We start from the raw sequence: 25683 nt of genomic DNA, 5'->3' as shown, positions 1-25683 counted from the left end.
ATAATGAAACTACAAGTCGAAGAAGCACTCAAAGAAATGGGGAAGTCTTTCCCTTTTTCGTTTGAACGTCCGGCTGCCGAGCTCGGTGATGTAGATGATTTCCCATGGAAAGATGCTACCGTAGCTGTGGAAGGAACGTATTGTTTCGATGGCAATCATCTCCTTGTAGAAGGAACGATTCGCACATCGGGCATGTATCCCTGCAGCCGTTGTCTGACACCGGTATCGGTGGATCGGAATGAAACACTGTCTGAAGTCTATGGTACGGAAGCAGAGCTTCCCGAGGACGTATTGCCCTATAACGGGGAATACATCGATTTGACGGAGACAATTAGAGAAACCTTGATCCTCAGCGAACCCATGAGGGTGTTGTGCCGGCCTGACTGCAAAGGGCTTTGTCCGCAGTGCGGTGCAAACCTGAATGAAGGACCCTGTAGTTGTCCTACCGACAAGATTGACCCGAGGCTTGAAGCCCTGGCTCAGTTATTACGATCCAAAGAAAAGCACTAGAAACACGTACCATGTGATTTAAGGAGGTGCAGAACATGGCAGTACCAAAGAACAGATTATCCCAGACTCGTCAGAAGATGCGTCGTGCAAACTGGAAATTGACAGCACCGGGTTACGTAGAATGCCCGCAGTGTCACGAAGCAATGATGCCTCATCATGTATGCCCGACTTGCGGCTACTATAAAGGCAAACAGGTTGTCAACAACACAACAGCTGAATAAGAGTTAACATAAAAAGCGTCCCGAAAGGGACGCTTTTTTTGGATTCCAGCAGGGTAGAAGAACAATAGAGAAGCGGACAGGCTTCCAACATAGCAAACCGGCTATATCACCGCACGCGGAAACGGACTCAAAAATAGGACTCAGTATATTGATAAAGCCCCTTCCACCGCTAACGCGGTCCCATCTCTGCTGTCCGTTTCGGCAGCCGCCTTGCGCTTCCTTTCAGTCAGCCCCTTGCGGGCCGAAAAGGCCCTTCCACCTCACGGGGACGGCTTCCAACGCGGTAAACCGGCTATATGCATATTTAGCAGGTTTAAAGTGCAGTGTAGCATGGCGTCCCCGTGAGGAGAAGCTGTCAGCTTTGCTGACTGAAGGGGCTTTATATAATCTGAGTTCCAGTATCTGAGTCCGAGGCGTAGCACGTCGGACTGATTCCAACCTTGCAAACCGGCTTCAACGAATAACCTAAGTAATAAGTAAACAGGAATTTATGCTATTCATAAATGAGGCCGAATTATTGCTTTAACGCTGTAATTATATCTGGAGAAAGGCCTGTATACTTCGCTATTTTTTCCACCGCTACTCCGTCTTTTAACATCTCTAATGCATCTTCCAACTTTCCTTTTTGCGTTCCCTTTTGTAACCCTTTTTCTAACCCTTTTTCCATGCCTTTTTCCATTCCTTCACGAAATCCGGCTTCATGACCAATCTTACGTTCTTCTTTTAATTTCAAAGTATAGGTCATATATCTCACCCTCTCTTGTCGAACCCACGGCCGGCGACTTATTTCCCTGCCTCGCCAGCGTGACCATCATCTACTGCGTCGTCGTCGGTCAACGTAGCCCTTTACGAACTCACGGCTGGAAGCTTGTTTCCCCTGCCTCGCCGAAAAGAGCGCCATCTGCTTCGTTGTCATCAGTCACCATAGCCCCGCTATGGCTCCTTCTTCCGCCTTGCATCTGACACCCTTTCCAGCGATTCAGGACAGAAACCGCTTACAGTCGTGAGTTCTGTGTTACTGATTATTTTTGGGGTAAAAATAGCCGGTTCGACAAACAGTGTAATATGGCGTCCCCGTTGTGGAATGTCGGTTTGAAGCACCGTGTAGCAGGGCGTCCCCGTGAGGGGAAGCTGTCAGCTTTGCTGACTGAAGGGGCTTTATATCATCTGAGTTCCAGTATTTGAGTCCGGGAAGTAGAACGACGGACAGGTTATCAGATTTGCAATCCACTTTTTTCTGCGGCTTCTTTAATAGCAGAAGGGGGAAGGTTTGTACATTTTAATACTATTTCCATGGATATACCATTTCTTAGCATCTTTAATGCAGTTTCCAACTTTCCCTTTTGTGTTCCCTTTTGTAAACCTTTTTCCATGCCTTCACGAAATCCTGTTTCATGACCAATTTTACGTTCTTCTTTTAATTTCAATGTATAGGTCATATATCTCACCCTCTCTTGTCGAACCCACGGCCGGCGACTTATTTCCCCTGCCTCGCCAGCGTGACCATCATCTACTGCGTCGTCGTCGGTCAACGTAGCCCCGCTACGCCTCCCTCCATCCTCCTTGCATATGACGGCCCCGCTGACGATTCAGGATGGAAACCGTCACCGGTCGTGGGTCCTGTATTGCTGATTTTAGGGGTAAAAAAACAGTCGGTTCAAAGCACTGTGTAGCAAGCCACCACTGTGAAGGGGTGGGGGACCGCTTGCGGTGGCGGGGTCTTTTTATCATTTGAGTTCTAGTATCTGAGTCCGTTTCCGGCTCATGATGAGTTTGAACATGTAATCGTCCTGAATGGTCAGGTCCTGCCAGTCTTTGATTTGGTACATCATTGTTCATCCTTCCTTTCTATTATATCATAGAAATAAAAGAACTCGTCCGCCAGAAAAGAAAGTTCTTCCGTAGAGAATCCCCCTCTGATGAACGAGTCTGTTCTATACACGAATAGTATGAATTTAGTATATCATAGAACGTATATTCTGTCTATGGTATATTTTTGATGTCAGACATAAAATCTACAATCCAGCAATAAGAAGATAGGCAAACCGGCGGCATCACCGCATGCGGAAACGGACTCAAGATAGGACTCACGAAAAGGACTCACTATTGCAATAAGAACCCTTCAGTCTGCTGCGCAGACAGCTTCCCTTCGCAGGGACGCCTTCTAACGTAGCAAACCGGCTTATGGGTACAGTATACTTTCATCAAACTAACCACTAACCACTAACCACTATCCCTTCCCACTATCCCTTCCCCCTTCCCGTTGCACCTTTTGTGCAGCAGATTTTTTTATAACCCGGTTCTATGGGTAAACTGACTTGCCATAAAAGTTTTGCATGAAATGCAGGCGGATTGTATCGGGTTAAAAATATAATTCGTAAATACAAACACGAAAATTTGTGTAATGTAAGACGAAACAAATGACGTAGTGAAATTATAGGAAATAGGTAAAAGAACGGATTGTAGTGTCCTGGTGTCCTGATTGCAGATAGAGCGTTAAATAGTGAGAACATAGCGTTTTTTGTAAAATAGAGACGGACTGATACCTGTATTATGTTATTTCGTGTCATTTTATGTTTGTCAGAATTTTGTCCAGTTATAGTGAACATAGTATAAAATTTGTATAAATACATAGATGGATATAAATATACAGAGCACTCTCATTTTGCTATTTTATATATCAGAACAAAATAACATATATCATAAGTAAATAAACATAAAAATAATAAAATATCGCCGTTATTGTCGTTTAATTGCAATATAATTGTGACAAAATGACATTTGATGGTATAATATTAAGTAAAACACGACTATTTTATGTAAGCAAAATAATCATAATACAGGAGGCTATTTATGAATAAAATATACAAAGTCATCTGGAGTCATGTAAAACAATGCTATGTCGTCACATCAGAACTGGTCAAAGCTCATGGCCGGACGTCCACCAGAGGGAGAACTTCGCGATTAGCCGTCGCCGCCCTCACCGCCTTCATCCTCACAGCTGGCGTCACCAGCGTAGGACTGGCAGATACTGTAACCGATAATAGTGGCAATACCATTACCAGTACGGATTCGAAAAAAGCTACGGAACTTAACGCGAATATTACTGGCAAGAATAATAAAGTCACAGATAGCAGCAATGCAGAAATCGTCGGTGATACAAATACGGTTACCAATAAAGCAGTAGGCGAAGATGGTAGCGTCAGATATGTCAGAAGCAACGATGCGCGTATTCATGGTTCGGGTAACACTATCTCTGCCAGCCGTAATCAGCAGGTCGTTGGTGATAATAACACGATTATGGGCAGGGATGATGGAACGGTCACAGATTATCAGCATCCGGAAGGACGAGAACCTAATGTATCAGATTTGACAATAGGCCGCGGTAATTTCATTCGATCAACAGATACGTATCGCAATGAATGGGATTCGCTGAAGGTTATTGGCAATAATAATCGAGCTGATTTTAACATCGAGAGTGCTGGTGGCCCGGCTGCTGGTATTGTCATTGGTGATAATCAGAATATCGATGGAATTCAAGACTCTATCGTAATAGGCTCATTATCTCCATCTGAACAACAACTGTCTCCATCTGGTAAACCAAAGGAAAAAAATGAAATTGGTGACTTATATTCAGTTGGAGCCAATAGTATTATTATTGGTTATCATACAAAAATTAAACGGTATGGAGAAGGTATAGTCGTTGGTAATCGCTCACAAGGAAGCGGTGTATATCAGACGATAATGGGCTCTCGTTCCATCATCGGCAGTGACACCAGCGATCCATATTCAGGATCAGGGGCCATAGCATCTATTTATGGTGCTTTCAATAAAATAGAAGATGCAAGTGGCTCAGTTGAGAGTGCCGCTGATGTCGATGGAGTGGGAAACAGCATCAATGGCAGCTTGAATATTACATCGAATGCCAGAGGCACGATGATTATGGGTGTCGGCAATACGGTAACCCATGCCAAAGGGCCGGATATTCTTGGAAAAGACGAAGATACACCTGGCGCAACAGGTTATTGGGTTGCATCTGGACTTTATGGTGCCAGCTATTATGCACAGGGAGCAGACACCGAAGCTGAAGGAAATAATTTAAACATCTATTTTGATGAGATGCGTAATTCCTGGCAGAAGTATATGGAAACCAGTGGCGGTGCTGTATCGGTCTTGGGCAACAGTAATAATGCCGATTATGCTATTCGGTCGCAGATTCTTGGTACTGGTAATACATTGCAAGGCTCTGAAACGGACATGAGTGCGTACAATACCGTGAGTGGTTTTGCAAACACCGGAACGAATATCAAACGGAGTGCTATTGTCGGTACAGGAAACACCCTGAGAAATGGTGAAGACAACGTTGTCATCGGCGATTATCATAACTTGGAAAACGGGAAACACAACGTTATTCTCGGCTCTATGGATTCTACGGAAAAACAAGTTACAAAGCAGTCGAAATCCGCATGGGCTATGACGGATGAACATCCTGATGGTACGTTTGAATATACCGTCACCGAACAAGTCCCAGTCAAGGAACACAAAAACGATATCGAAAATGCCGTCATGGTCGGCTATAATACAGATGTCACGCAAAATGGCGGTGTAGCCCTTGGCTCGGATTCCATAGCCTCTACCGAAGCCGGGAAAACCGGTTATGACGCAAAAGGCAAAACCCATGCCGCATCAGATAAAGATTATACTACGTGGGTATCTACTGACGCCGCTGTTTCCGTAGGTCGGGCCGAAGAGAAAGATGAAAAAACAGGAGAAGTAACTTCTAAAGCAATTACGAGACAGATTACTAACCTGGCTGCCGGCACACAGGACACTGATGCCGTCAACGTAGCACAGCTCAAAGCTATCAGTAATACCGTTGATGCTTCGAAGACGAAGTATTACAGTGTCAATGATTCTGCACCAGGTGCGATATTTGACAATGAAGAGTTTGAAAAACATTATACAAATAAAAATAATGATGGCGCAAAATCGTATTATGCAATGGCTGCGGGATATGGTACATATGCGGCTGGAGACGCAAGTACTGTTATCGGCTCGTATTCTGTAATTCAAAATGATAAAGTTAAAGATGGAGACGATGAAGATTTATCCCCTCAAGGGGCTACTGCTGTATCTGTAGGATCGTTTAATTTCAACTTAAACACCACTCCTCAATCAGCTAACGATTTTTCAAAATGGTACAGTGGGACAGCTAACAGTATTGTTGGACAGGGAAATCTGACAAAAGATTCTAACGGGGTTTTGATTTACGGTGCTGGCAACAAGATCACTAACTCGTACAGAGGCGATGTACCGATTAATATGTTGGTTACTTCCATGAATCCCGATGTTTATCAGAATCCGGAATCGTTCATGGATAAAGTCGGCGAAGCTGTTTTGCAGAGTGGTGGACAGGTCATGGCCATTGGTGGTGGCAACGTAGCAGATAAAGCCTATATGACGCAGCTGATGGGTGTGGGCAATAAAGTACAAGGGACTGATATCACTTTTACTCCTCCAGAACTACAGAATGATGAGGAGAACTATGAACGTTATATTACGGCCTTTAATAGTGCATTTAATACACAGGCGACAAGACTGAACTATGTAGATGGTTTCTATAATAAGCTCACAAATGCAAAGAATGATTATGTTATTGGTATGGCAAATGACATTTCTGGTGATGATGTAAGCAGCAATAAATCGAATATCGTCATTGGTGACTTCCATCAGATGAGGAATGGTAGTAATAATGTCATTTTAGGATCACAAGATGGAAATTTAACTCAGAAGAGATATAACACAGATGGAACGCTGGTTACAGAGGAAAGTGTAAATCGTTTTACACATCAAGAAAACCTCGAAGATGCTGTCATGATTGGCCATAATGCGGATGTACTGAAAAATGGCGGTGTAGCCATCGGTGCCGGTTCCGTAGCTGTTATCGATAAGGATCAAGTCGGTTATGACCCGGCAAATGGTGACCATCAGGCTGATACCACTGGCACCTGGAAGTCGAAAGCTGCTGCCGTTTCCGTCGGTGATGCCTCGAAGAACATTACCCGCCAGATTACTAACGTCGCAGCTGGCACGCAGGATACGGATGCCGTCAATGTGGCACAGCTCAAGGCTGCGAGCAGTACGATTAGTAATAATATTACGGCTTCGAAGACAAAGTATTACAGTGTCCAGAAGATACCGTTTACAGAAACTCAGTTAGGCTCCTACGCTGGATACACTAATGAAGCAAATGACGGAGCCAAGGAAATGGGAGCTCTGTCGGCTGGGTATATGACCTATGCCGGCGGCATTGCTTCGACGGTAACGGGTTCTCTATCTGGTATCATTAACCGGGCAGCTGCTCCGGGCAGTAAAGATTTCCGTGGGGCTACGGCCTTGTCTTATGGTACTTTTAACATCAACAATAATTCGGATAAGTCCGGAGCCTTCAGCGGCGTGGCCAACAGCATCGTCGGTCAGGCCAATATGACGACGGATTCCAATGCAGCTCTTATTTATGGGGCAGGCAACGTCATTTCTAACTCCTACCGTGATATTGATATCTCGAAAATGGGAGCCATCACTAGCAACTTGAAAGATCCGAAAGCACTGGGTGAAGCCTTGCAGGCTGCTGTTCCTACCAGTGGTGGACAGGTCATGGCCTTTGGTGGCGGTAACGTCGTGGACAATGCCTACATGACCCAGGTCATAGGTGTTGGCAATACGGTCAAAGGAAATCAGAAGAAAAATGATGATGGCACAGCGGACGATACCTCTTCGCAGCTCAACTATGTCGATGGCTTCTACACGACGCTGATCAATGGCAAGAACGATTATCTCATCGGTGCCCACAATACGGTAACCGGTGACAGTGTAGAAAATAATCATTCCAATATCGTCATCGGCGATAATCACACCTTGGAAAACCAGAGCAACAACATCATCCTCGGTTCGGCAGCCAGTGCCCTTCCGACAACAGCTTCCCAGGTTACCATCCTTGGCCATAATGCCAATGCTACTGTCGATGGCGGCGTAGCCCTGGGCTATGGCTCAATAGCTTCGACTGATAAAGAGGTGGCTGGATATGATCCTTTGACAGGTAATCAGAGCACTTTAACTGATGATATAAAATGGAAATCGAACTGGGCAGCTGCTTCCATCGGTGATAGTGCTCATACCCGTCAGCTTACTAATGTAGCTGCCGGTTGGGCTGACACCGATGCTGTCAACGTGGCACAGCTACGGGCCGTGATGAATCTGCCTGTTCACATCTATAACGGCGGTAAATTTGCAAATAATGTGTATAAAGACGGCGACCAGATTGCAACAGACATGACAATCAGCAATCTGCAGTTTGACTTTGGCGATGGTCTAAAAGCACAGGAAGTCGGTAGTGAAGGCGACAAACGAGTACTTGTTACGTTGGACAAAGATGCTCTGAAAGATGATCCGGACTTCAAAGGCCCGAAAGGTGACAAGGGTGATACGGGTGCCCAGGGTCCGAAGGGTGAAAAAGGTGATACTGGCGCACCGGGCAAAGATGGCAAGGACGGCAAAGATGGTGGCGTAGGAACTGTCGTTGGTGATGAAATGAACATCACTGTTGCCAATACCGAAACCGACCCGGCAAAACCGGCTAATTACAAAGTATCCCTCAATAAGGAAATCACTGTCGATAAGGTAACGGCTGGAAATACCACCATTTCCAGTGATGGACTGACTATCACTGGAGGCCCGTCGATTACTAAGAGTGGTATTGATGCAGGCGGCAAGAAAGTAACTCACGTCGCCGATGGAGAAATCGCAGCCGATTCGAAAGATGCTGTCAATGGCAGCCAGCTCTATCGCGTCCAGAAGAACGTAGAATCGATTGAAAACAACGTGACCAACCTGGCTGGAGACGTAACCAACCTGAATGGCCGTGTATCCGATCTCGATAACCGCGTCAACAAAGTCGGAGCCGGTGCAGCGGCTCTGGCAGCCCTCCATCCGCTGGACTTCAATCCTGATGACAAATGGAACTTTGCTGTCGGATACGGCAACTATCGCAATGCTAACAGCGTAGCAGTGGGAGCATTCTACCAGCCTAACGAAAATACCATGTTCAACGTGGCAACCAACTTCGGCAACGGCGAAAACATGATCAACGCCGGTGTCAGCTTCAAAATCGGCAAAGGAAACTCCTACGCCGGAATCAGCAAAGCGCAGCTGGTAGCAGAAAACCAGCAACTAAAAGAAAACGATGCCCTGCAGGATCAAAAGATTCAGAAACAGGATCAGGAAATCCAGGAACTGAAGAAAGCCTTGGAAGAACTGAAAAGCCGCATCAAATAACAGAACTATCCTATCTGATTGATACAAACAGAACACCCCGCATCAGAAAATCCCCCCAAACTCTGATGCGGGGTGTTCTGTATCTGTGCCGGTTAGAAGTACAATGTAGCATGCCTCCCCGGGGACGTGGGAGGGGGACCGCTTGCGGTGGTGGGGTCCTTACATAATTTGAGTTCCAGTATCTGAATCCGAGGAGTAGCACGACGGACAGGCTTCCGACGCGGCAAACCGGCTGCATCACAACACGCGGAAAATGGACTCAAGATAGGACTCAGTATTGAAATAAGAACCCTTCCGCCACTTTGTGGCCCTCCTTCCCTTAGCAGGGACGGCTTCTAACGCAGCAAGCCGACTATATGCATATTTAGCAGGTTAGAAGTACAATGTAGCATGCCTCCCCGGGGACGTGGGAGGGGGACCGCTTGCGGTGGTGGGGTCCTTACATAATTTGAGTTCCAGTATCTGAGTCCGAGTCCGAGAAGCGTAGCACGACGGACAGAATTTCAATGCAGAAAACCGGCTTTCTTGCTGACCACTAACCACTAACCACTAACCACTATCCCTTCCCTCCCTACGTTTTTCCATCATCTGCGCCCGATTGTTTACAATGGATTTTTTTTACGACTGGAATATATAAATATATTTAAATAATAGTAATAAATATGCTTTCGGTAACAATCATGTCGTTTTACAAAACAAAAAGGAATAAATAATATCGCAATAATTTAGATATAAAAATTAAAATTATTATGTATTAAAATATAATTATAACAATTTATTTGTTACAAACAACTGTTTGTAGTATAATAATAACAAGAAGTCACATTGTCTTATTATTAATGATTATACTATGAGGAGGGTATCCTATGAATAAAATATACAGTGTCATCTGGAGTCATGTGAAACAATGCTATGTCGTTACGTCCGAACTGGCCAAAGCCGATGGACGGACGTCCATCGGAGGAAGGACGTCGCGATTAGCCGTCGCCGCTCTCACTGCATTCATCCTCACAGCCGGCGTCACCAGTGTGGGACTGGCGGCGGCCCCTGCAACAGATGCTAATATCCATTATTATAGTATAAAATTAACCCAGGAATCTGCCGAAGGCAATGACAGTAATTATAACAATGATGGAGCTAGAGGGGAAGGCTCGATTGCTATCGGACCTTTTGTTTCAGCAAAAGGGAATCATTCATTAGCATTGGGATATCGTGCTGAAACAACTCATTTAGAAGGTGGAAATGATCAGGATGATAATACGGCGGTCGGCTATAGAAGTCAGGCTGGTTATCGTTCGACAGCCCTGGGTTATAACAGTAAGGCAACTGGCTGGTATGATGTTGCACTGGGGACGGATGCTCTTGCTGAGCAAAATAACAGTACAGCTGTTGGCATGAATGCACAGGCTACAGGAAAGCAGGCAACCGCATTGGGTTCGCTCGCCAAGGCTAATGGGGAATCCGCTACTGCCGTAGGTGAAGGTGCGTCTGCTCTGTCTGATTACTCGTCAGCTGTTGGATTAGGAGCGTTAGTAGACACAGGTGCGTCTAAGGGAACGGCATTGGGATATCAGGCAAAGGTTTTGACCGGCGCAGAAAATAGTATGGCCTTAGGTGCAAGCAGTCAGGTAAGTGGGGCAAATAGTATTGCTATAGGTACAGGGGCAACGGTTTCAGTAGAAAATTCCGTTGCCTTGGGCCAAGGCTCGGTTGCTTCGGGTAACTTGAATGATTACAATGTTATGTCTCTTACGATTCCGAATCTTGGCAGCTGGTATAGTGTAAGTGGTGGGTATCCAGACGGAATTGTTAGTGTAGGTAATAATGTGGGTAATAATGTGGGTAATAAAAAAACGGTACGGACTATTACGAACGTAGCCGCCGGACGTGTTACGTCCGATAGTACAGATGCTGTCAATGGGAGCGAGCTTTATGCCGTAGCGACAGAGGCTGCAAAGCATGCGACTGTCAAAGCGGCTGCAAACAGTCGTATTACAGTAGATAATAAGAGTGTAAACAAAGGCCTGGGCATCGAATATACGATTGACTTAAATACGGCCGGCTTGGCTAAAAGTACGGACGGTTTAACATTTGCTGGTGACGACGGACAGTTAGATAATAGCAAAGTCATATCGAGAGAACTGAATAAACAGCTTAATATTATCGGAGGAGCGATTGATCCCGTTGACGCTAATAACATTGGCGTAGTAAAAAAAGATGACAATACGTTGAATATTCGCCTTGCAAAAAATATTACAGGACTTACAAGTCTGCAAGCCACCACCGTTATTTCTGGTACTGTGACTGTAGACGGTCAGAAAAATGTGATTACAGGATTGTCTAATACGACCTGGGATAAAACGAAAAATTATTTAACATCCACAAAGGCTGCTACGGAAGCTCAGATTCAAAAAGCGATGGAACAGGTTGCAGCCGATGCCAATGATACACATATCAAGGCTGGAGATTATGCCGTTGGTACTATTACGGACAAGGATGGCAAGTCAGTGCAGGGAGTATCGATGGACGTTGTAGATAAGACGGGAACAGTTAGTACCGTCCGTATTACGGATGTAGCAAAAGCCAGTGATGTAGGCGATGTCACGAGTTTAAATGCAGATATTAAAAATGCTACAGGTAAAACGACCGTAGTGGATGCTGTCAATCATGTAGATAACAAAGTGGGGAATCTTGACTACAGCAGCACGAAGTATGTTACAAAAGGTGAAAGTGTCACGACTTCCATCGGAAAACTCGACGAAGCCATTAAGAATGCTTCCGAAGCTGCGGACAAGCATACTATTGTATCAACGGAAGATTCTAACCTCTCTGTTAAAAATATTGCCAAAGAAGGAGAAGCTGCAAATTATCAGATTTCCCTGAATAAAAATCTGAACGTCGATTCGGTTACAGCAGCTAATAAGATCACAACAAAAGACCTCGAAGTGACAGGTTCCGCTACCATTGGCAAGGTCACCATCAACAAGGATAATAAAGGCACGATTGGTGGATTGACTAACAAGACTTGGGATGCCAAGAACATTACGTCCGGTCAGGCCGCTACGGAAGACCAGCTGCAGGCTGCGACCAAGAACGCTGTCAACTATGACGGTGACGAAAGCAAGACCGTTACGCTGCGGGAAGATACGACCATCAAGAATGTAGCCAACACGACGATTGAACAGGCGTCTACGAACGCCGTCAATGCCGGTACGGTCTATAACGAAACACGGGTCGAAAAGGACGGAATCTTTATCAGGAAGGACAATACGGCTGGCCAAAACATAACGGCTTTGGATCATCAGTTGGCGGCCAACACGGAATCTATTTATAACATCAATAACCGTGTATCCAACCTGGATAACCGCATCAACAAAGTAGGAGCCGGTGCAGCTGCTCTGGCAGCACTCCATCCGCTGGACTTCAATCCTGATGACAAGTGGGACTTCGCTGTCGGCTATGGCAATTACCGCAATGCCAACAGTGTAGCTTTCGGCGCATTCTATCGTCCCAATGAAGACACCATGTTCAGCCTGGGCACGAATTTCGGCAATGGCGAAAACATGTTTAACGCCGGCATCAGCTTCAAAATCGGCAAAGGAAACTCTTACGCCGGAATCAGCAAGGCCCAGTTGGTAGCAGAAAATCAGCAGCTCAAAGCAAACGATGCCCGGCAGGACCAGGAAATCCAGGAGCTGAAGAAAGCACTGGAAGAACTGAAAAGCCGCATCAAATAACAGAACTATCCTATCTGATTGATACAAACAGAACACCCCGCATCAGAAAATCCCTCCCCCAAAAAAACTGATGCGGGGTGTTCAGCATCTGTGCCGGCTTGAAGAACAGTGTAGCACGACGGACAGGATTCCAACGCAGCAAACCGGCTGCATCACAGCACGCGGAAACGGACTCACGAATAGGACTCAGTATATTGATAAAGCCCCTTCCACCCTGACGGGCACCTTCCCCTCACGGGGACGGCTTCCAACGCGGCAAACCGGCTAGTTAGCATATTCAGCTGGCTAAAAGAACCGTGTAGCATGGCGTCCCCGTGAGGGGAAGCTGGCGCCAACGGCGTCTGAAGGGGCTTTACATAATCTGAGTTCCAGTATCTGAGTCCGAGGAGTAGCACGACGGACAGGCTTCCAACGCAGTAAACCTGCGGCATCACAGCACGCGGAAACGGACTCACGAATAGGACTCAGTATATTGATAAAGCCCCTTCCACCCTGACGGGCACCTTCCCCTCACGGGGACGGCTTCCAACGCAGCAAACCGACTTTCTTGCTAACCGCTATCCCTTCCCGGCCTGCGGCCTTTCTCCTTCCCGATAAAATAAAAATGTAACTATTGACATTACAACTTGAATGATATATGCTTATAGATGTAAGGACGATATTTGTTACTACAAGGAGGAATGATTCATGGACGCAAAAACGATAGAAGCCGTTACGGCCAAGACCAATGATTTACTGGCAGCACCGAGCTGCAATCCGAAACTGAAAACTGCTGCCAATGCATGGCTGGCTGCTGCTGACAAGGATGCCGAAACGCCGGCATATATCGATGCCCTGAAAAACGGCGTATCTACTATTGACGAACTGCTTGGCTTTGCCGGTTCCGATCTTGCCAAAAAGATTCTTGGCGAAGAAGGGGCCAAAGGCCTCCTGGCTCATGCCAAAGATATTCAGGCCAAAGGTGCCAAGTATTGTGACTGCCCGGCCTGTACGGCTGCGCTGGCTATATTGGATATCCTCCACGCTATCTGATAGGCCGGACTACTGCGTATAGGATGCATAGAGGGCTGTGACAGATTCATTTCTGTTGCAGCTCTTTTTTGCGCTGTTCTGACACGGGATGACTGCCCGGCGGGATAGCGGGACTATGTAAAACGTGTTACACTGAAATCATGGGAAGGAATAAAGGAGGTGCCCTATGGAACAGACAAAACGGAAACAGGCCCGCAAGGGGATGGATATGCTTCATGGTTCTATTGCCGATAAATTGTTTTTCTTTGCTATGCCCGTCGGGCTTATGGGCATGTTTGAACAGCTCTTCAATAGTGCTGACGTCTTTATTCTCGGGCGGTTTGTCGGGAAAGATGCCATGGCGGCTGTCGGGAACAATATGCCTGTCATCGGCCTTCTGGTGACGCTCCTCATGGGGATTTCCCTCGGTGCCAATGTCGTCATTGCCCAGTATCTGGGAGCCCGGAAGGATGAGAAAGTGGAAGCAACGGTGCAGACGGCTATTCTCCTTTCTCTGGGCATGGGACTGGCGCTCATGGTCATCGGAGAACTCATCGTGTCTCCTGCACTTATGATTCTCGCCGTGCCGGACGACGTGTATCCCATGGCAGAATTGTATCTGCGGATTTTCCTCCTGGGTCTGCCGTTCCTTTCTCTGTATAATTTTGAAGCGGCCGTGTTCCGCAGTTGCGGTGATGGCCGGACGCCACTGTACAGTCTGGTGGCAGCCAATGCGATCAATATCGTCCTCGACCTGCTTTCTGTCACCGTGCTCGGTCTGGGTCTTACGGGCGTTGTCGTGGCGACGGTCCTTTCTTTTGCTGTCAATGCAGGTATCTTATTTGTCTTATTGTGCCGTACCGCCGACCGGATCCGCCTGCAGCGGCATCATATGTGCTTTTCCCGCAGTGAACTGCGCCGCATCATGCGCATCGGCCTGCCGGCAGGGCTGCAGGGCATGGTCTTTGCCCTCTCCAACGTGCTGATCCAGTCGGCCCTCAACAGTCTGGGGACGGAAGCTATGGCAGCTTCGACAGCGGCCTTCATCATAGAAAATAATATGTACTGCTTCGTCAATGGATTCAGTCAGGCGGCGACGACCTTTGTCGGACAGAATTACGGGGCACGGAATCTGCGCCGCTGCTTCCGCATCACCAAGGTAGCCTTTGCCGTAGAAGGGGCGTTTCTCCTGGTAGTGGTGACGCCGGTGCTCCTTTTTTCAAAACCGCTCATTGCCCTGTTCAACAGTGATCCCGTCGTCGTGCAGCTCGGGTCGCTGCGGTTGTTCTGCATTGCCGGTACGTTTTATCTCAACGGCATCATCGACATCATTTCCGGGTCCCTGCGGGGCTACGGCTATTCCCTGCCACCGGCTGTCGTCGTCCTGGTCGGCATCTGCGGCGTCCGTATCCTCTGGCTCTACACGGCATTTGCCGCCCACCGTGATTTCGTTACCCTCATGCTGGCCTATCCTGTGAGCTGGGCCGTGACTATCGTCGTACTGACCGTCGTATACCGCATGTGCCGCAGACATATCGTCCTCGGGCTGCTTGCCGACCGCTGATGAGGAGAGGGGGAAAGGACTCTTCCCTTTGTCCGCCCTTTCCCGTATACTATAGACAGGATATATGGAATTTTTTGAAAGGAGGGAGCGGTCATGCAGAGACTGCCTGTTGGTATTGATGATTTTGCCAAAATCCGCGAAGGGAATTATTACTTTGTCGATAAGACCATGGCCATCGGGGAGCTTCTCGACAATCATGGGGAAGTGCTGCTGCTCACGCGGCCGCGCCGCTTTGGCAAGACCTTGTTCTTGTCCATGTTGTATTATTTCCTTGCTTCCGCCCGTGGAGCTGATTATCGTAACCTCTTTCACGGCCTGGCCATTGAACGGGCTGATGGTGGATCGTATATGGCGGAGCAGGGCAGGCGTCCTGTCCTGTTCCTGTCCCTGAAGGACGTCAAGCACCGGACCTGGCCGGATATGGTGGAAAAGTTCCGCTCTCTCCTCAGCGATGTCTATGATCAATATACGTATTTGATGGAAGGAACCGGCTTTTCCCAAGTGGAACGGCGGTATTTTCAGCGCGTCCATGACGGACTGGCGTCGCCAATCGAGATGGAAGATGCCCTGCGACGGCTGATGGATATGATGAAACACTATCATGGGCAGCCTGTCGTCCTCTTGCTGGATGAGTACGATATTCCGGTCCAGCAGGCATGGGAGCACGGCTTCTATGATGATTGCATCGCTTTCATGCGGAATTTCCTCAGTGCCGCACTGAAGACGAATCCGTCTCTCGATTTTGCTGTATTGACGGGTGTTCTGCGGATTGCCAAGGAAAGTATTTTCAGCGGACTCAATAATCTGGAAGTCAGCAGTGTCATCAATGGGACTTATGCCGGCTGGATCGGATTTACACCGGAAGAAGTGCGGGTTCTGGCCCATGCGCAGCAGCAGGACGATGCCCTGCCTGTTCTCCATGACTGGTATGATGGGTATCAGTTTGGCAATCAGGAAATGTATAATCCCTGGTCGGTACTGTGCTTTTTCAAAGAACAGGGCCAGCCCCAGCCGTACTGGGCCCATACGTCGGGAAATGTGCTGCTGGGAGAACTGCTGAAACAGACCGATTCTGTCCAGGAAGATAATCTGCTGCGTCTCATTCAGGGTGAGACCGTGACGGCGGTCCTTACGGAAAATACGATTTATCCGGAAATCGTGGATAATCCCGATGCGCTGTATACGGTTCTGGTGCTGTCGGGGTATCTGAAAATCGTGTCCCGCCGGCTGATTATCGATACGTGGGTGTACGTATTGGCCATTCCCAACCGGGAAGTCCGCAGCATTTACCGCAGTGAAATCCTGAGCCGCATGAATCCGGGAAGAACGACGTCCTATCTGATGACAACTATGGAAAACCTTATGGCCGGGAATAGTAAGGCCTTTGCCGACGGCCTGCAGGAAATCCTGATGAAAATGGCCAGTGTATACGATACGGCAAACCACGAGACTTTCTATCATGGCCTGCTGTTAGGGATGACGACACTGCTGGTGCCGGAATATGAAGTGAAATCAAACCGGGAAAGCGGACTGGGCCGGTACGACCTGGCCATTTATCCGGCTCAGAAGGGGCAGTGTGGCGTCATTCTGGAATTCAAGGTGGCAGACTCTCCACATGAGCTGCTGGAAAAGGCGCAGGAAGCCCGCCGTCAGATTGATGAAAAAGGCTATGATACAGATTTCAAGGCCCGGGGCATTACGAACGTATGGAAATACGGCGTTGCCTTTTATGGAAAACGGGTTGCCTTAGTGTAAATTTTGAGTCAAAAGAGGCCGGTAGCCGAGGGGAAACCCTTTGTGCAACGGCCTCTTTCATGTTATAATGAACGTTAGTCTGTTTATTTCTATTTTTTGCTATTTCATAAAAAAAGGAGACGGCAGCGATGCGGGCAATGGGAATCGATCCGGGGACGGCTATCTGCGGTTTTGGCGTCGTCGATGCCATGGGAAGCCGGCTGAAACCGGTGACATACGGCACGGTACAGACGACACCGGAGTATACCGATGCCGAACGGCTGGTTATGCTCTACGATGGCCTGAACGAGCTCTACGACAAATACAAGCCCGATGTCATCGGTGTGGAACAGCTCTTTTTCAATCGCAACGTCACGACGGCTATTACCGTCGGCCAGGCCCGGGGAATCATTCTCCTCACGGCCCAGCAGGCCCATATCCCGATTCTGGAATTTTCCCCGCTGCAGGTCAAGCAGGGCGTCACCGGATATGGCCGGGCGACGAAGGAGCAGGTCATCGATATGACTATGCGCCTCCTCGGCATACGGGAGAAGATTAAGCCCGATGATGCGGCCGATGCGCTGGCTATGGCGATTTATACGATTTATTCCCGTCATTCCCTGAGTTTGAAAAGGACGGTCCAGTTATGATTGGTTATCTGAAAGGTACCATTACCCATATTTTTGAAAACTCCTGCTTCATCGATGTCCACGGTGTCGGCTACCGGGCGATTGTATCCGGCTCGACACTGGGAAATCTGACTATCGGCAAAGATACCATGCTCTATACGTATATGAGTGTCAGTGAAAATGATATCACCCTCTACGGGTTCCTGACCCAGGACGAGTATGAATTGTTCCTGCTCCTCATTACGGTCAACGGCATCGGCCCCAAGCTGGCCGTGAATGCCCTGGGAGCCGTCACGCCGGATCAGATGCGGCTGGCCATCAGCCAGAGCAATATGAGTGTCCTGACGAAACTGCCGGGTATCGGCAAGAAGACGGCCAACCGTCTCGTGCTGGAGCTGAAGGATAAGGTAGGAACGCCCGGTGACGGCGATGTCATGGCGATTACTGTAGAAGACGGGACGGCGCCCAGTGGCATGGCCGCCGAAGCGCTGGCCGCCCTTCAGTCCCTGGGCTATTCCGAGCAGGAAGCGCTGCCGGTCATCCAGAAACAGGCTGCTGCCTGCGATAGCGTAGAAAGCCTCATCAAGGCGGCTCTGCGCAGCCTGGGCAGCGGGAGGTAAGAATGGAAGAACATCGCATCATTGAGACGGCCGACCTGCCGGGAGATTCCTGGCAGTACAGTCTGCGGCCTCATTATTTAAAGGAATATATCGGCCAGACAAAGGCCAAGGAAAATCTGCGCGTATTCATCGAGGCGGCGAAACTCCGCAAGGAAGCACTGGACCACGTGCTCCTGTACGGGCCGCCGGGCCTGGGCAAGACGACCATGGCCGGCATCATCGCCAATGAACTGGGCGTCAATCTGCGCATTACGTCCGGCCCGGCCATCGAACGGCCCGGCGATCTGGCAGCCCTGCTGACCAATCTGCAGGAACGGGACCTGTTGTTCATCGATGAAATCCACCGCCTGTCCCACAGCGTAGAAGAAGTGCTCTATGCGGCTATGGAAGATTATGCCCTCGATATTGTCATCGGCAAGGGACCCAGTGCCCGGTCGGTGCGGATCGACCTGCCGCCGTTTACCCTCGTCGGGGCGACGACCCAGGTCGGCCGTCTGGCGCCGCCTCTCCGGGACCGCTTTGGCGTCATCTGCCGCCTGGAATTTTATAAGCCCGAAGAGCTGGTGCTCATCATCCGCCGGACGGCACAGATCCTCGATATTGAAATAGAGGAACAGGGAGCGCTGGAAATTGCCCGCCGCAGCCGGGGCACACCGCGTATTGCCAACCGCCTTTTGAAACGGGTCCGCGATTTTGCCCAGGTAGCCGGGGCTCCGGCCATAACCAGCGAGATTGCGTCGTCGGCACTGGACCGGCTGGAAGTAGACCGCTGCGGACTGGACCGGACGGACCGGCGGGTGCTGCAGGTCATCATCGAGAAGTTCGGCGGCGGCCCCGTCGGGCTCGATACGATTGCGGCGGCTATCAGCGAGTCCGTCGATGCCGTCGAAGATGTCTATGAACCGTTTCTCATGCAGCAGGGATTTTTAAACCGCACGCCCCGGGGACGGGTCGTGACGGCTGCTGCCTATCGTCATCTCGGCCTGCCCGAACCGGGACGGGAAGACAACGCCAAGAGTACGTCACTCTTTTAGGAGATATTATGGCCAAAACACTGATTTACATCGGAATCTTTTTCATCATTGCCGGTGTGGCCTGGATGGGACTGGACCAGCTGGGACTGTCCCGGTTCCTCGGTCATCTGCCGGGAGATATCCGTTTCACCAGAGGCAGTACGTCTTTTTATTTCCCCATCGTGACCTGTATCGTCATCAGCGTCGTCCTTTCTATTATCCTCAACTTTTTTTCCCGCCATTAAGAGAGGTGCTCCCCTATGTGGATTAAAAAGATTGTCTATCTCGTCATTGCCGCCTTTTGTCTCTTTTCCTTTGGCGGGACGGCTGCCGCGTCGGGCATGGGACAGACCGTGCGCATCGGTATCCGCGAAGGACGCGGTTCCGTCGCCCTCACCAGTGACAGTGGCCTGGGCGTCTGGAAAAACGGATCCCTGTGGAAAAAATTTCCCGCCCGCACGCCTCTGCAGATTGCCCTGAAGGGAAATGCGGTGACCGTCGGAGGTGCAGCCGCTGCTGGTGCCGTCGAAGTACGGCCTCTTTCGTCGGCCGGTTCGGTGAAGATTACCGACGGCTACGCCTACCGCGGTGCTATAAGAGTCATGAAATCGCCCCAGCGATGGGGCCTGACCGTCGTGAATGTCGTCCCCGTAGAAGAATATCTCTACGGTGTCGTCGGCAAGGAAATGTCGCCGTCGTGGCATCGGGAAGCCCTGAAGGCCCAGGCCGTCGCGGCGCGTACCTATGCCATTTCCCATAAGAATTATTTCGCCAGCCGCGGGTTTGATATGACCGATGATACATCCAGCCAGATTTATGCCGGAATCAACGGCGAATCGCCGTCGGTTATTGCTGCCGTCGATGCGACGCGGGGAGAAATCCTGACGTACGGCGGCAAACCCATCGATGCCTTTTTCTGCTCGACAGCCGGCGGCTGGACGGAAAACAGTGAAAACGTGTGGGGCTCGCGCATCCCCTATCTGCGCGGCGTGTCTGATGACAGCAGCCGCATGCCGTCGTACCGCTGGTCGGTGACGACGACGCCGGAAAAACTGGCAGCCAATCTGACGGCCGCCGGCAAAGGCGTAGGCAAGGTCAGATCTATCACGCTGTCACCGCTGGGCAAACGGCCTATGGCCGTTTCTGACCGGGGCGTTTCCGGCCGGGTACTGTCCATGACGGTCAATGGGTCGGCCGGTTCGGTCCGCGTGACGGGCAATGCCTTCCAGTCCATTTATGGCCTGAAGAGCACCCTCTTCGATTTCAGCCAGGGCGGCGCCGTACCGGATCCGGACAGCGGATGCAAAGGAAGAAGCGCGACCATGACGGTCAAAGCCGGCGTTCCCATCACGATTTATGGATATGGATGGGGCCATGGGCTGGGGATGAGCCAGTACGGAGCCTATCAGATGGCCCAGGAACACGGCAGTGCCGATACATATTACCGCACGATCCTGACCCATTATTACACTGGGACCAGGCTTGAAAAATTATATTGATTTAAGACAGGAAGGATTATTTTGAAACTGACTGATTTTTCATATGAATTACCAAAAGAATTGATTGCCCAACATCCGGCAGAACCGCGGGATCATGCCCGCCTCATGCTGTATGACCGGAAAACGGGTGCCGTGGAACACAAGCATTTTTATGACCTCGTCGATGAACTCAGAGCCGGCGATGTCCTCGTTTTCAACGACTCCAAAGTCATTCCCGCCCGCCTCTATGGAAAACGGGTGCCTACAGGCGGCAAGGTCGAAGTCCTGCTCCTGACGCCCGTCGGGGAAGACCGCTGGGAAGTGCTGGTCAAGCCGGGAAAGAAGGCCCTGCCGGGGACGACCATCGAATTTCCCGGAGGACTGCAGGCAGAAGTCCTGGACCGTACCGACTTCGGCGGCCGCGTCGTCCATTTTACCTATGACGGCGTATTTGATGATATTATCGATAAAATCGGTGAAATGCCCCTGCCGCCGTATATCCATGAAAAAATGGAAGATCCTAATGAATACCAGACAGTCTATGCCCGGGAACGGGGCTCGGCAGCGGCGCCGACGGCAGGCCTTCATTTTACAGATGAACTGCTGCAGAAAATCCGCGACAAAGGGGTAGAAGAAGTCTTTGTTACCCTCCATGTCGGCCTGGGTACATTCCGTCCTGTGGAAGAAGAAAATATCGAAGACCATCAGATGCACAGCGAATTTTACAGCATTACCCCCGAAGCGGCCGATGCCATCAACCGGGCAAAAGCCGAAGGACGGCGCATCATTGCCGTAGGGACGACGAGTATCCGCACCCTGGAAAGTGCCGGTACGACGGGGAAGCTCAAGGCCGGGTCGGGCTGGACGAATATTTTCATCTATCCCGGCTTCACCTTCCATATCGTCGATGCCCTGGTCACCAATTTCCATCTTCCCGAATCGACGCTGCTCATGCTCATCAGTGCCCTTTCGACGCGGGAACAGATTCTCCATGCCTATGAAATCGCCGTGAAAGAGAAATACCGTTTCTTCAGTTTTGGCGATGCCATGTTTATTCACTAGAGGAGGAACCTTATGGTCATTACCTACGAACTGCAGGCTGAATGTGACGGCGCCCGGGCAGGTCTCCTGCGGACTCCCCATGGCACGTTCCAGACGCCTATGTTCATGCCCGTCGGCACGCAGGCCACGGTCAAGACGCTGACGCCGGAAGAACTTTACGATATGGGAGCCCAGGTCATCCTGAGCAACACCTATCATTTATTCCTGCGTCCCGGCGAAGATCTCATAAAAGAAGCCGGCGGCCTGCACAAATTCATGAACTGGAAACAGGCCATCCTCACGGACAGCGGCGGCTTCCAGGTGTTCAGCCTGGGGCAGATGCGGAAGATAAAAGAAGAAGGCGTAACCTTCCGCAGCCACCTCGACGGCTCGAAGAAATTCCTGTCGCCGGAAGTGTCCATGGATATCCAGATGGCCCTCAATTCCGATATCGCCATGGCCTTTGACGAATGCATCCCCTATCCTTCGGACTATGATTACACGAAGCTTTCGACAGAACGGACGAGCCGCTGGGCCCAGCGCTGTCTCGACCATCATCACAGCGATACCCAGGGATTGTTCGGCATCGTCCAGGGCGGCATGTATGAAGACCTGCGCCGCAGGAGCTGTGAAGACCTGGTGGACATGGATTTTGATGGATATGGCATCGGCGGCTTGAGTGTTGGCGAGAGTAAGGATATAATGTATGAAGTGCTGGGTTATACGACGAAGCACCTGCCCCGGGAAAAAGCCCGCTATCTCATGGGAGTCGGCACGCCGGATTGTCTCGTCGAAGGGGTGGCCCGCGGCGTCGATATGTTCGACTGCGTATTTCCTACCCGCGTCGCCCGCAACGGCATGGCCATGACCCATACGGGACGCCTGACCGTGCGCAACGCCCGCTATGCCCACGATTTCCATCCCATTGAAGAGGGCTGCCAGTGCTACACGTGCCGTAATTATACGCGCGCCTATATCCGCCATCTCTTCAAGGCGGAAGAACTCCTGGCCTATCGTCTGGTAAGCATTCACAACCTGTATTTTCTCCTTGACTTTATGCGCCAGATGCGTCAGTCTATATTGGATGGCACGTTCCGCACATTCCGCGAAAATTTCTGGAAACGGTATCAAGATGGGTAATTCTACACATCATGTACATATATTATATTTATTCACTAGGAGGTAAAAACTGTGGATTCTATTGCTAATTTTTTTAATGGCCTGACTAACTATGACAATCTGGGTTTTTTAGGTGACCTCGGTCAGATGTGGCCGCTGCTCTTTATGGTCATCTTATTCTACTTTATCTTGTATCGTCCGCAGAAGCGTCAGCAGAAACGGCGTCAGGAAATGTTTTCCAATCTGAAGAAAAACACCAAAATTGTTACCGTTGGCGGCCTCTATGGCGTAATTACGGATATCAAAGACGACTATGTCCGCATCCGCATTGCCGATAAAGTGGAAATCAAGCTGAAGAAAGAATCCATCAGCGCGATTGCCGGCGACGAAGAAGACTAAGGGGAGGGACTTCTCTTGCGGACCCGCAATATGATTAAGTTTTTCGCTGCCGTCATCATTATCCTGGCAGCATTTGTCACCTTTATCTATCCTCTGGCCAATTCCATCAAGCAGGGGCTGGATTTGCAGGGTGGCACCCATATCGTACTGGAAGCCGTCGATACACCGGAAGCACCGGTTACAGATGACTCACTGAACCGGGCTGTTTCCATTGTCGAACGGCGTATCAATGAAATGGGTCTGACCGAACCGATTGTCCAGAAAGAAGGGGCACGGCGTATCATCGTCGAACTGCCTGGGGAAAAGAACCCGGAAAAGGCGATTGAAACCATTGGCAAGACGGCTGTCCTGGAATTTAAAGACGAATCGGGCACGACGCGCATGACCGGGAATGATCTGAAGACCGCCAAAGAACAGATCGACCAGGGCAAGAAGAACGTCGTAGCCATTGAATTTACCGACGAAGGGGCCAAGAAATTTGCTGACCTCACGGCATCCAACGTAGGCCGCAAAATCGGCATTTACCTCGATGGGGCACCTCTTACGGAACCGGTCGTCAATGAACCGATTACAGGTGGCAAGGCAGTCATCACCGGCAGCAAGACGCTGGAAGATGCCAAGAACCTGGCCATCCTGCTCCGTTCCGGTGCACTGCCAGTCAAGCTCCAGGTCATGGAAGTCCGTACCATCGGGCCGAGCCTGGGCCAGGACTCCAAAGTGAAATCGGAAAAAGCCTTTGCCATCGGCATCGTGCTCATCATGATTTTCCTGATCATCATCTACCGGATGTCCGGTGTAGTAGCCAATATCGCTTTACTGGTCTACGTCCTCATCCTGTTGTCCATCCTGAAATATCTCGATGCTACTCTGACCCTGCCGGGCATCGCCGGGGTCATCCTGTCCATGGGCTTTGCCGTCGATGCAAATATCCTTATTTTTGAACGATTTAAGGAAGAAGTGCTCATCGGCAAGAGTCTCAGGACCTCCATGGAGGCCGGCTTTAAACGGGCGTTCAACACGATTCTCGATGCCAACGTATCGGTCATGATTGCGGCTATCGTCCTCATCGTCATGGGCAGCGGCACCGTAAAAGGCTTTGCTGTCAACCTGGCACTGGGGATTATCGTCAGCATGTTTACGGCCATCATCGTCAGCCGTTCGCTCCTGACGTGGTTCATCAATACGGGGCTCATTACCAATCCCTGGTTCTACGGGCTGAACCGCAAGGTACCGGAACATATGAAGAATAAGGGGGGACACAAATGAGATTCAACATTGTAGCTCATAAAAAATGGTGGTTCACCCTGTCGTCCGTGCTGGTCATTTTCAGTGTCATTTCCATTTTCATCAATGGATTCAACTTTGGGATTGACTATACAGGTGGCACGATTCTGGACATGCAGTTCAATCAGCCCGTCACCGTCGCCCAGGTGCGTGACGTCGTGGACCAGTCCAATATGGATCTGGAAAACAGCGTCATCCAGCTTTCCGGCGTCAGCGACCAGGATTCGTCCCAGGATGTCATGATCCGCATGCGCAACCTGTCGTCTGATGAAAGCAAGGCGATTGCCGACCAGCTCAGCAGCAAACTGGGCGGGGCAGAAGTGAAGCGGACCGAATCCGTCGGGGCTGTCATCGGCTCGGAAGTCACGAAGAATGCGATTATGAGCCTGGCTGTAGCATTTATCGCTCTGGCAGCGTATATTACCCTGCGGTTCGAATACAAAATCGCTATTTCCGCGCTGGTTTCCATTCTCCATGACTTGATCATGGTACTGGGCTTTTTCTCCTTCTTCCATCTGGAAATCGATGCGACCTTCCTGGCCGCTATCCTGACCGTCGTCGGCTATTCCATGAACGAAGCGGTCGTCATCTTCGACCGTGTCCGTGAAAATACGCGGACTCACCGCCGTACCGACACGTATGAAAAGCTGGCCTATGATAGCATAGCCCAGAGTATCCACCGCAGTATCTACACTCTGACGACGGTACTCTTTGCCTGCGGTGCTCTCCATTTCTTCGGCGGGGAATCGACAAAGAATTTCTCCCTCGTCATGCTCATCGGCTTCATCAGTGGGGCCTACAGCTCTATCTGCGTCGATACATCGCTGTGGGTTGTCTGGAAGAACCACACGAGCAACCGCCGCGGCCCGAAGGCTGTCAGCCATGATGAAGCGGAAGAAGAACCGGCGTAAGAGCGTAGTTAGGAAAAACATAGTTTGTAGTTTGTAGAAATATAGTTTGCAGAAATGCATAAAAAAAAACGGCTTGTC

The 25683-nt window shown here is 49.8% G+C and carries 19 protein-coding genes; 17 read left to right on the top strand and 2 right to left on the bottom strand.

Annotation, left to right across the window (positions count from 1 at the left end; genetic code table 11):
• Nucleotides 1–3: 3 nt before the first annotated feature.
• Complete coding sequence (locus DW949_RS08015) at nucleotides 4–510, top strand: DUF177 domain-containing protein (RefSeq protein ID WP_118022709.1); 507 nt, start codon at nucleotides 4–6, stop codon at nucleotides 508–510.
• A 35-nt stretch (nucleotides 511–545) separates the two neighbouring features.
• Nucleotides 546–731 carry a 50S ribosomal protein L32 gene (gene rpmF, locus DW949_RS08010; RefSeq protein WP_014016180.1) on the top strand — a complete coding sequence of 62 codons (186 nt, stop codon included), beginning with the start codon at nucleotides 546–548 and terminating at the stop codon, nucleotides 729–731.
• Nucleotides 732–1245: 514 nt separating this feature from the next.
• Here rpmF and DW949_RS08005 read toward each other — a convergent pair.
• Entirely contained in the window at nucleotides 1246–1476 is a 231-nt protein-coding gene (locus tag DW949_RS08005) for a hypothetical protein (RefSeq protein WP_118022708.1), read from the bottom strand.
• A 469-nt stretch (nucleotides 1477–1945) separates the two neighbouring features.
• Nucleotides 1946–2170: a hypothetical protein gene (locus tag DW949_RS08000; RefSeq protein ID WP_147349051.1), complete on the bottom strand. Its 225-nt coding sequence runs from the start codon at nucleotides 2168–2170 to the stop codon at nucleotides 1946–1948.
• Nucleotides 2171–3584: 1414 nt separating this feature from the next.
• Here DW949_RS08000 and DW949_RS07995 point away from each other — a divergent pair.
• The 15 genes from DW949_RS07995 to secF all read left to right on the top strand — a co-directional run bounded on the left by DW949_RS07995 (nucleotide 3585) and on the right by secF (nucleotide 25605).
• Nucleotides 3585–9065, top strand: a complete 5481-nt coding sequence (locus tag DW949_RS07995; RefSeq protein ID WP_118022706.1) for an ESPR-type extended signal peptide-containing protein — start codon at nucleotides 3585–3587, stop codon at nucleotides 9063–9065.
• Nucleotides 9066–9931: 866 nt separating this feature from the next.
• Nucleotides 9932–12802, top strand: a complete 2871-nt coding sequence (locus DW949_RS07990; RefSeq protein ID WP_118022705.1) for an ESPR-type extended signal peptide-containing protein — start codon at nucleotides 9932–9934, stop codon at nucleotides 12800–12802.
• Between the two features lie 687 nt (nucleotides 12803–13489).
• Nucleotides 13490–13834 (top strand): molecular chaperone Hsp90, encoded by a 345-nt coding sequence (locus DW949_RS07985; RefSeq protein WP_118022704.1) that lies wholly within the window; start codon nucleotides 13490–13492, stop codon nucleotides 13832–13834.
• Between the two features lie 166 nt (nucleotides 13835–14000).
• Nucleotides 14001–15377 carry an MATE family efflux transporter gene (locus DW949_RS07980; protein ID WP_118022703.1) on the top strand — a complete coding sequence of 459 codons (1377 nt, stop codon included), beginning with the start codon at nucleotides 14001–14003 and terminating at the stop codon, nucleotides 15375–15377.
• 93 nt (nucleotides 15378–15470) lie between these two features.
• Nucleotides 15471–17132, top strand: a complete 1662-nt coding sequence (locus DW949_RS07975) for an AAA family ATPase (RefSeq protein WP_118022702.1) — start codon at nucleotides 15471–15473, stop codon at nucleotides 17130–17132.
• A gap of 128 nt (nucleotides 17133–17260) precedes the next feature.
• A complete protein-coding gene (ruvC, locus tag DW949_RS07970) occupies nucleotides 17261–17761 on the top strand; it encodes a crossover junction endodeoxyribonuclease RuvC (RefSeq protein ID WP_075582054.1) in 501 nt (166 codons plus the stop codon).
• The gene (gene ruvA, locus DW949_RS07965) at nucleotides 17758–18360 is read left to right on the top strand and encodes a Holliday junction branch migration protein RuvA (RefSeq protein WP_118022701.1); all 603 of its coding nucleotides are present in this window, start codon (nucleotides 17758–17760) and stop codon (nucleotides 18358–18360) included. Before ruvC ends, ruvA begins: the two co-directional genes overlap by 4 nt.
• 2 nt (nucleotides 18361–18362) lie before the next feature.
• Nucleotides 18363–19394, top strand: coding sequence for a Holliday junction branch migration DNA helicase RuvB (gene ruvB / locus DW949_RS07960; protein WP_118022700.1), 1032 nt, complete (start codon nucleotides 18363–18365; stop codon nucleotides 19392–19394).
• Between the two features lie 8 nt (nucleotides 19395–19402).
• Nucleotides 19403–19618: a DUF2905 domain-containing protein gene (locus DW949_RS07955; RefSeq protein WP_118022699.1), complete on the top strand. Its 216-nt coding sequence runs from the start codon at nucleotides 19403–19405 to the stop codon at nucleotides 19616–19618.
• 15 nt (nucleotides 19619–19633) lie between these two features.
• Entirely contained in the window at nucleotides 19634–20872 is a 1239-nt protein-coding gene (locus DW949_RS07950; RefSeq protein ID WP_118022698.1) for a SpoIID/LytB domain-containing protein, read from the top strand.
• A 21-nt stretch (nucleotides 20873–20893) separates the two neighbouring features.
• On the top strand, nucleotides 20894–21913 hold the full coding sequence (gene queA, locus DW949_RS07945) for a tRNA preQ1(34) S-adenosylmethionine ribosyltransferase-isomerase QueA (protein ID WP_118022697.1): 1020 nt from the start codon (nucleotides 20894–20896) through the stop codon (nucleotides 21911–21913).
• Nucleotides 21914–21925: 12 nt separating this feature from the next.
• A complete protein-coding gene (tgt, locus tag DW949_RS07940) occupies nucleotides 21926–23032 on the top strand; it encodes a tRNA guanosine(34) transglycosylase Tgt (protein ID WP_118022696.1) in 1107 nt (368 codons plus the stop codon).
• A 51-nt stretch (nucleotides 23033–23083) separates the two neighbouring features.
• Nucleotides 23084–23410, top strand: a complete 327-nt coding sequence (gene yajC / locus DW949_RS07935) for a preprotein translocase subunit YajC (RefSeq protein ID WP_233539539.1) — start codon at nucleotides 23084–23086, stop codon at nucleotides 23408–23410.
• 30 nt (nucleotides 23411–23440) lie between these two features.
• Nucleotides 23441–24676, top strand: coding sequence for a protein translocase subunit SecD (gene secD, locus DW949_RS07930; protein ID WP_118022730.1), 1236 nt, complete (start codon nucleotides 23441–23443; stop codon nucleotides 24674–24676).
• Nucleotides 24673–25605 carry a protein translocase subunit SecF gene (secF, locus tag DW949_RS07925; RefSeq protein ID WP_118022695.1) on the top strand — a complete coding sequence of 311 codons (933 nt, stop codon included), beginning with the start codon at nucleotides 24673–24675 and terminating at the stop codon, nucleotides 25603–25605. The genes secD and secF overlap by 4 nt, the downstream gene beginning before the upstream one ends.
• Nucleotides 25606–25683: the final 78 nt, after the last annotated feature.

It is taken from the genome of Megasphaera sp. AM44-1BH (assembly GCF_003467125.1).
GTDB lineage: Bacteria > Bacillota > Negativicutes > Veillonellales > Megasphaeraceae > Megasphaera.
This window is presented reverse-complemented; position numbering and strand designations above follow the sequence as displayed.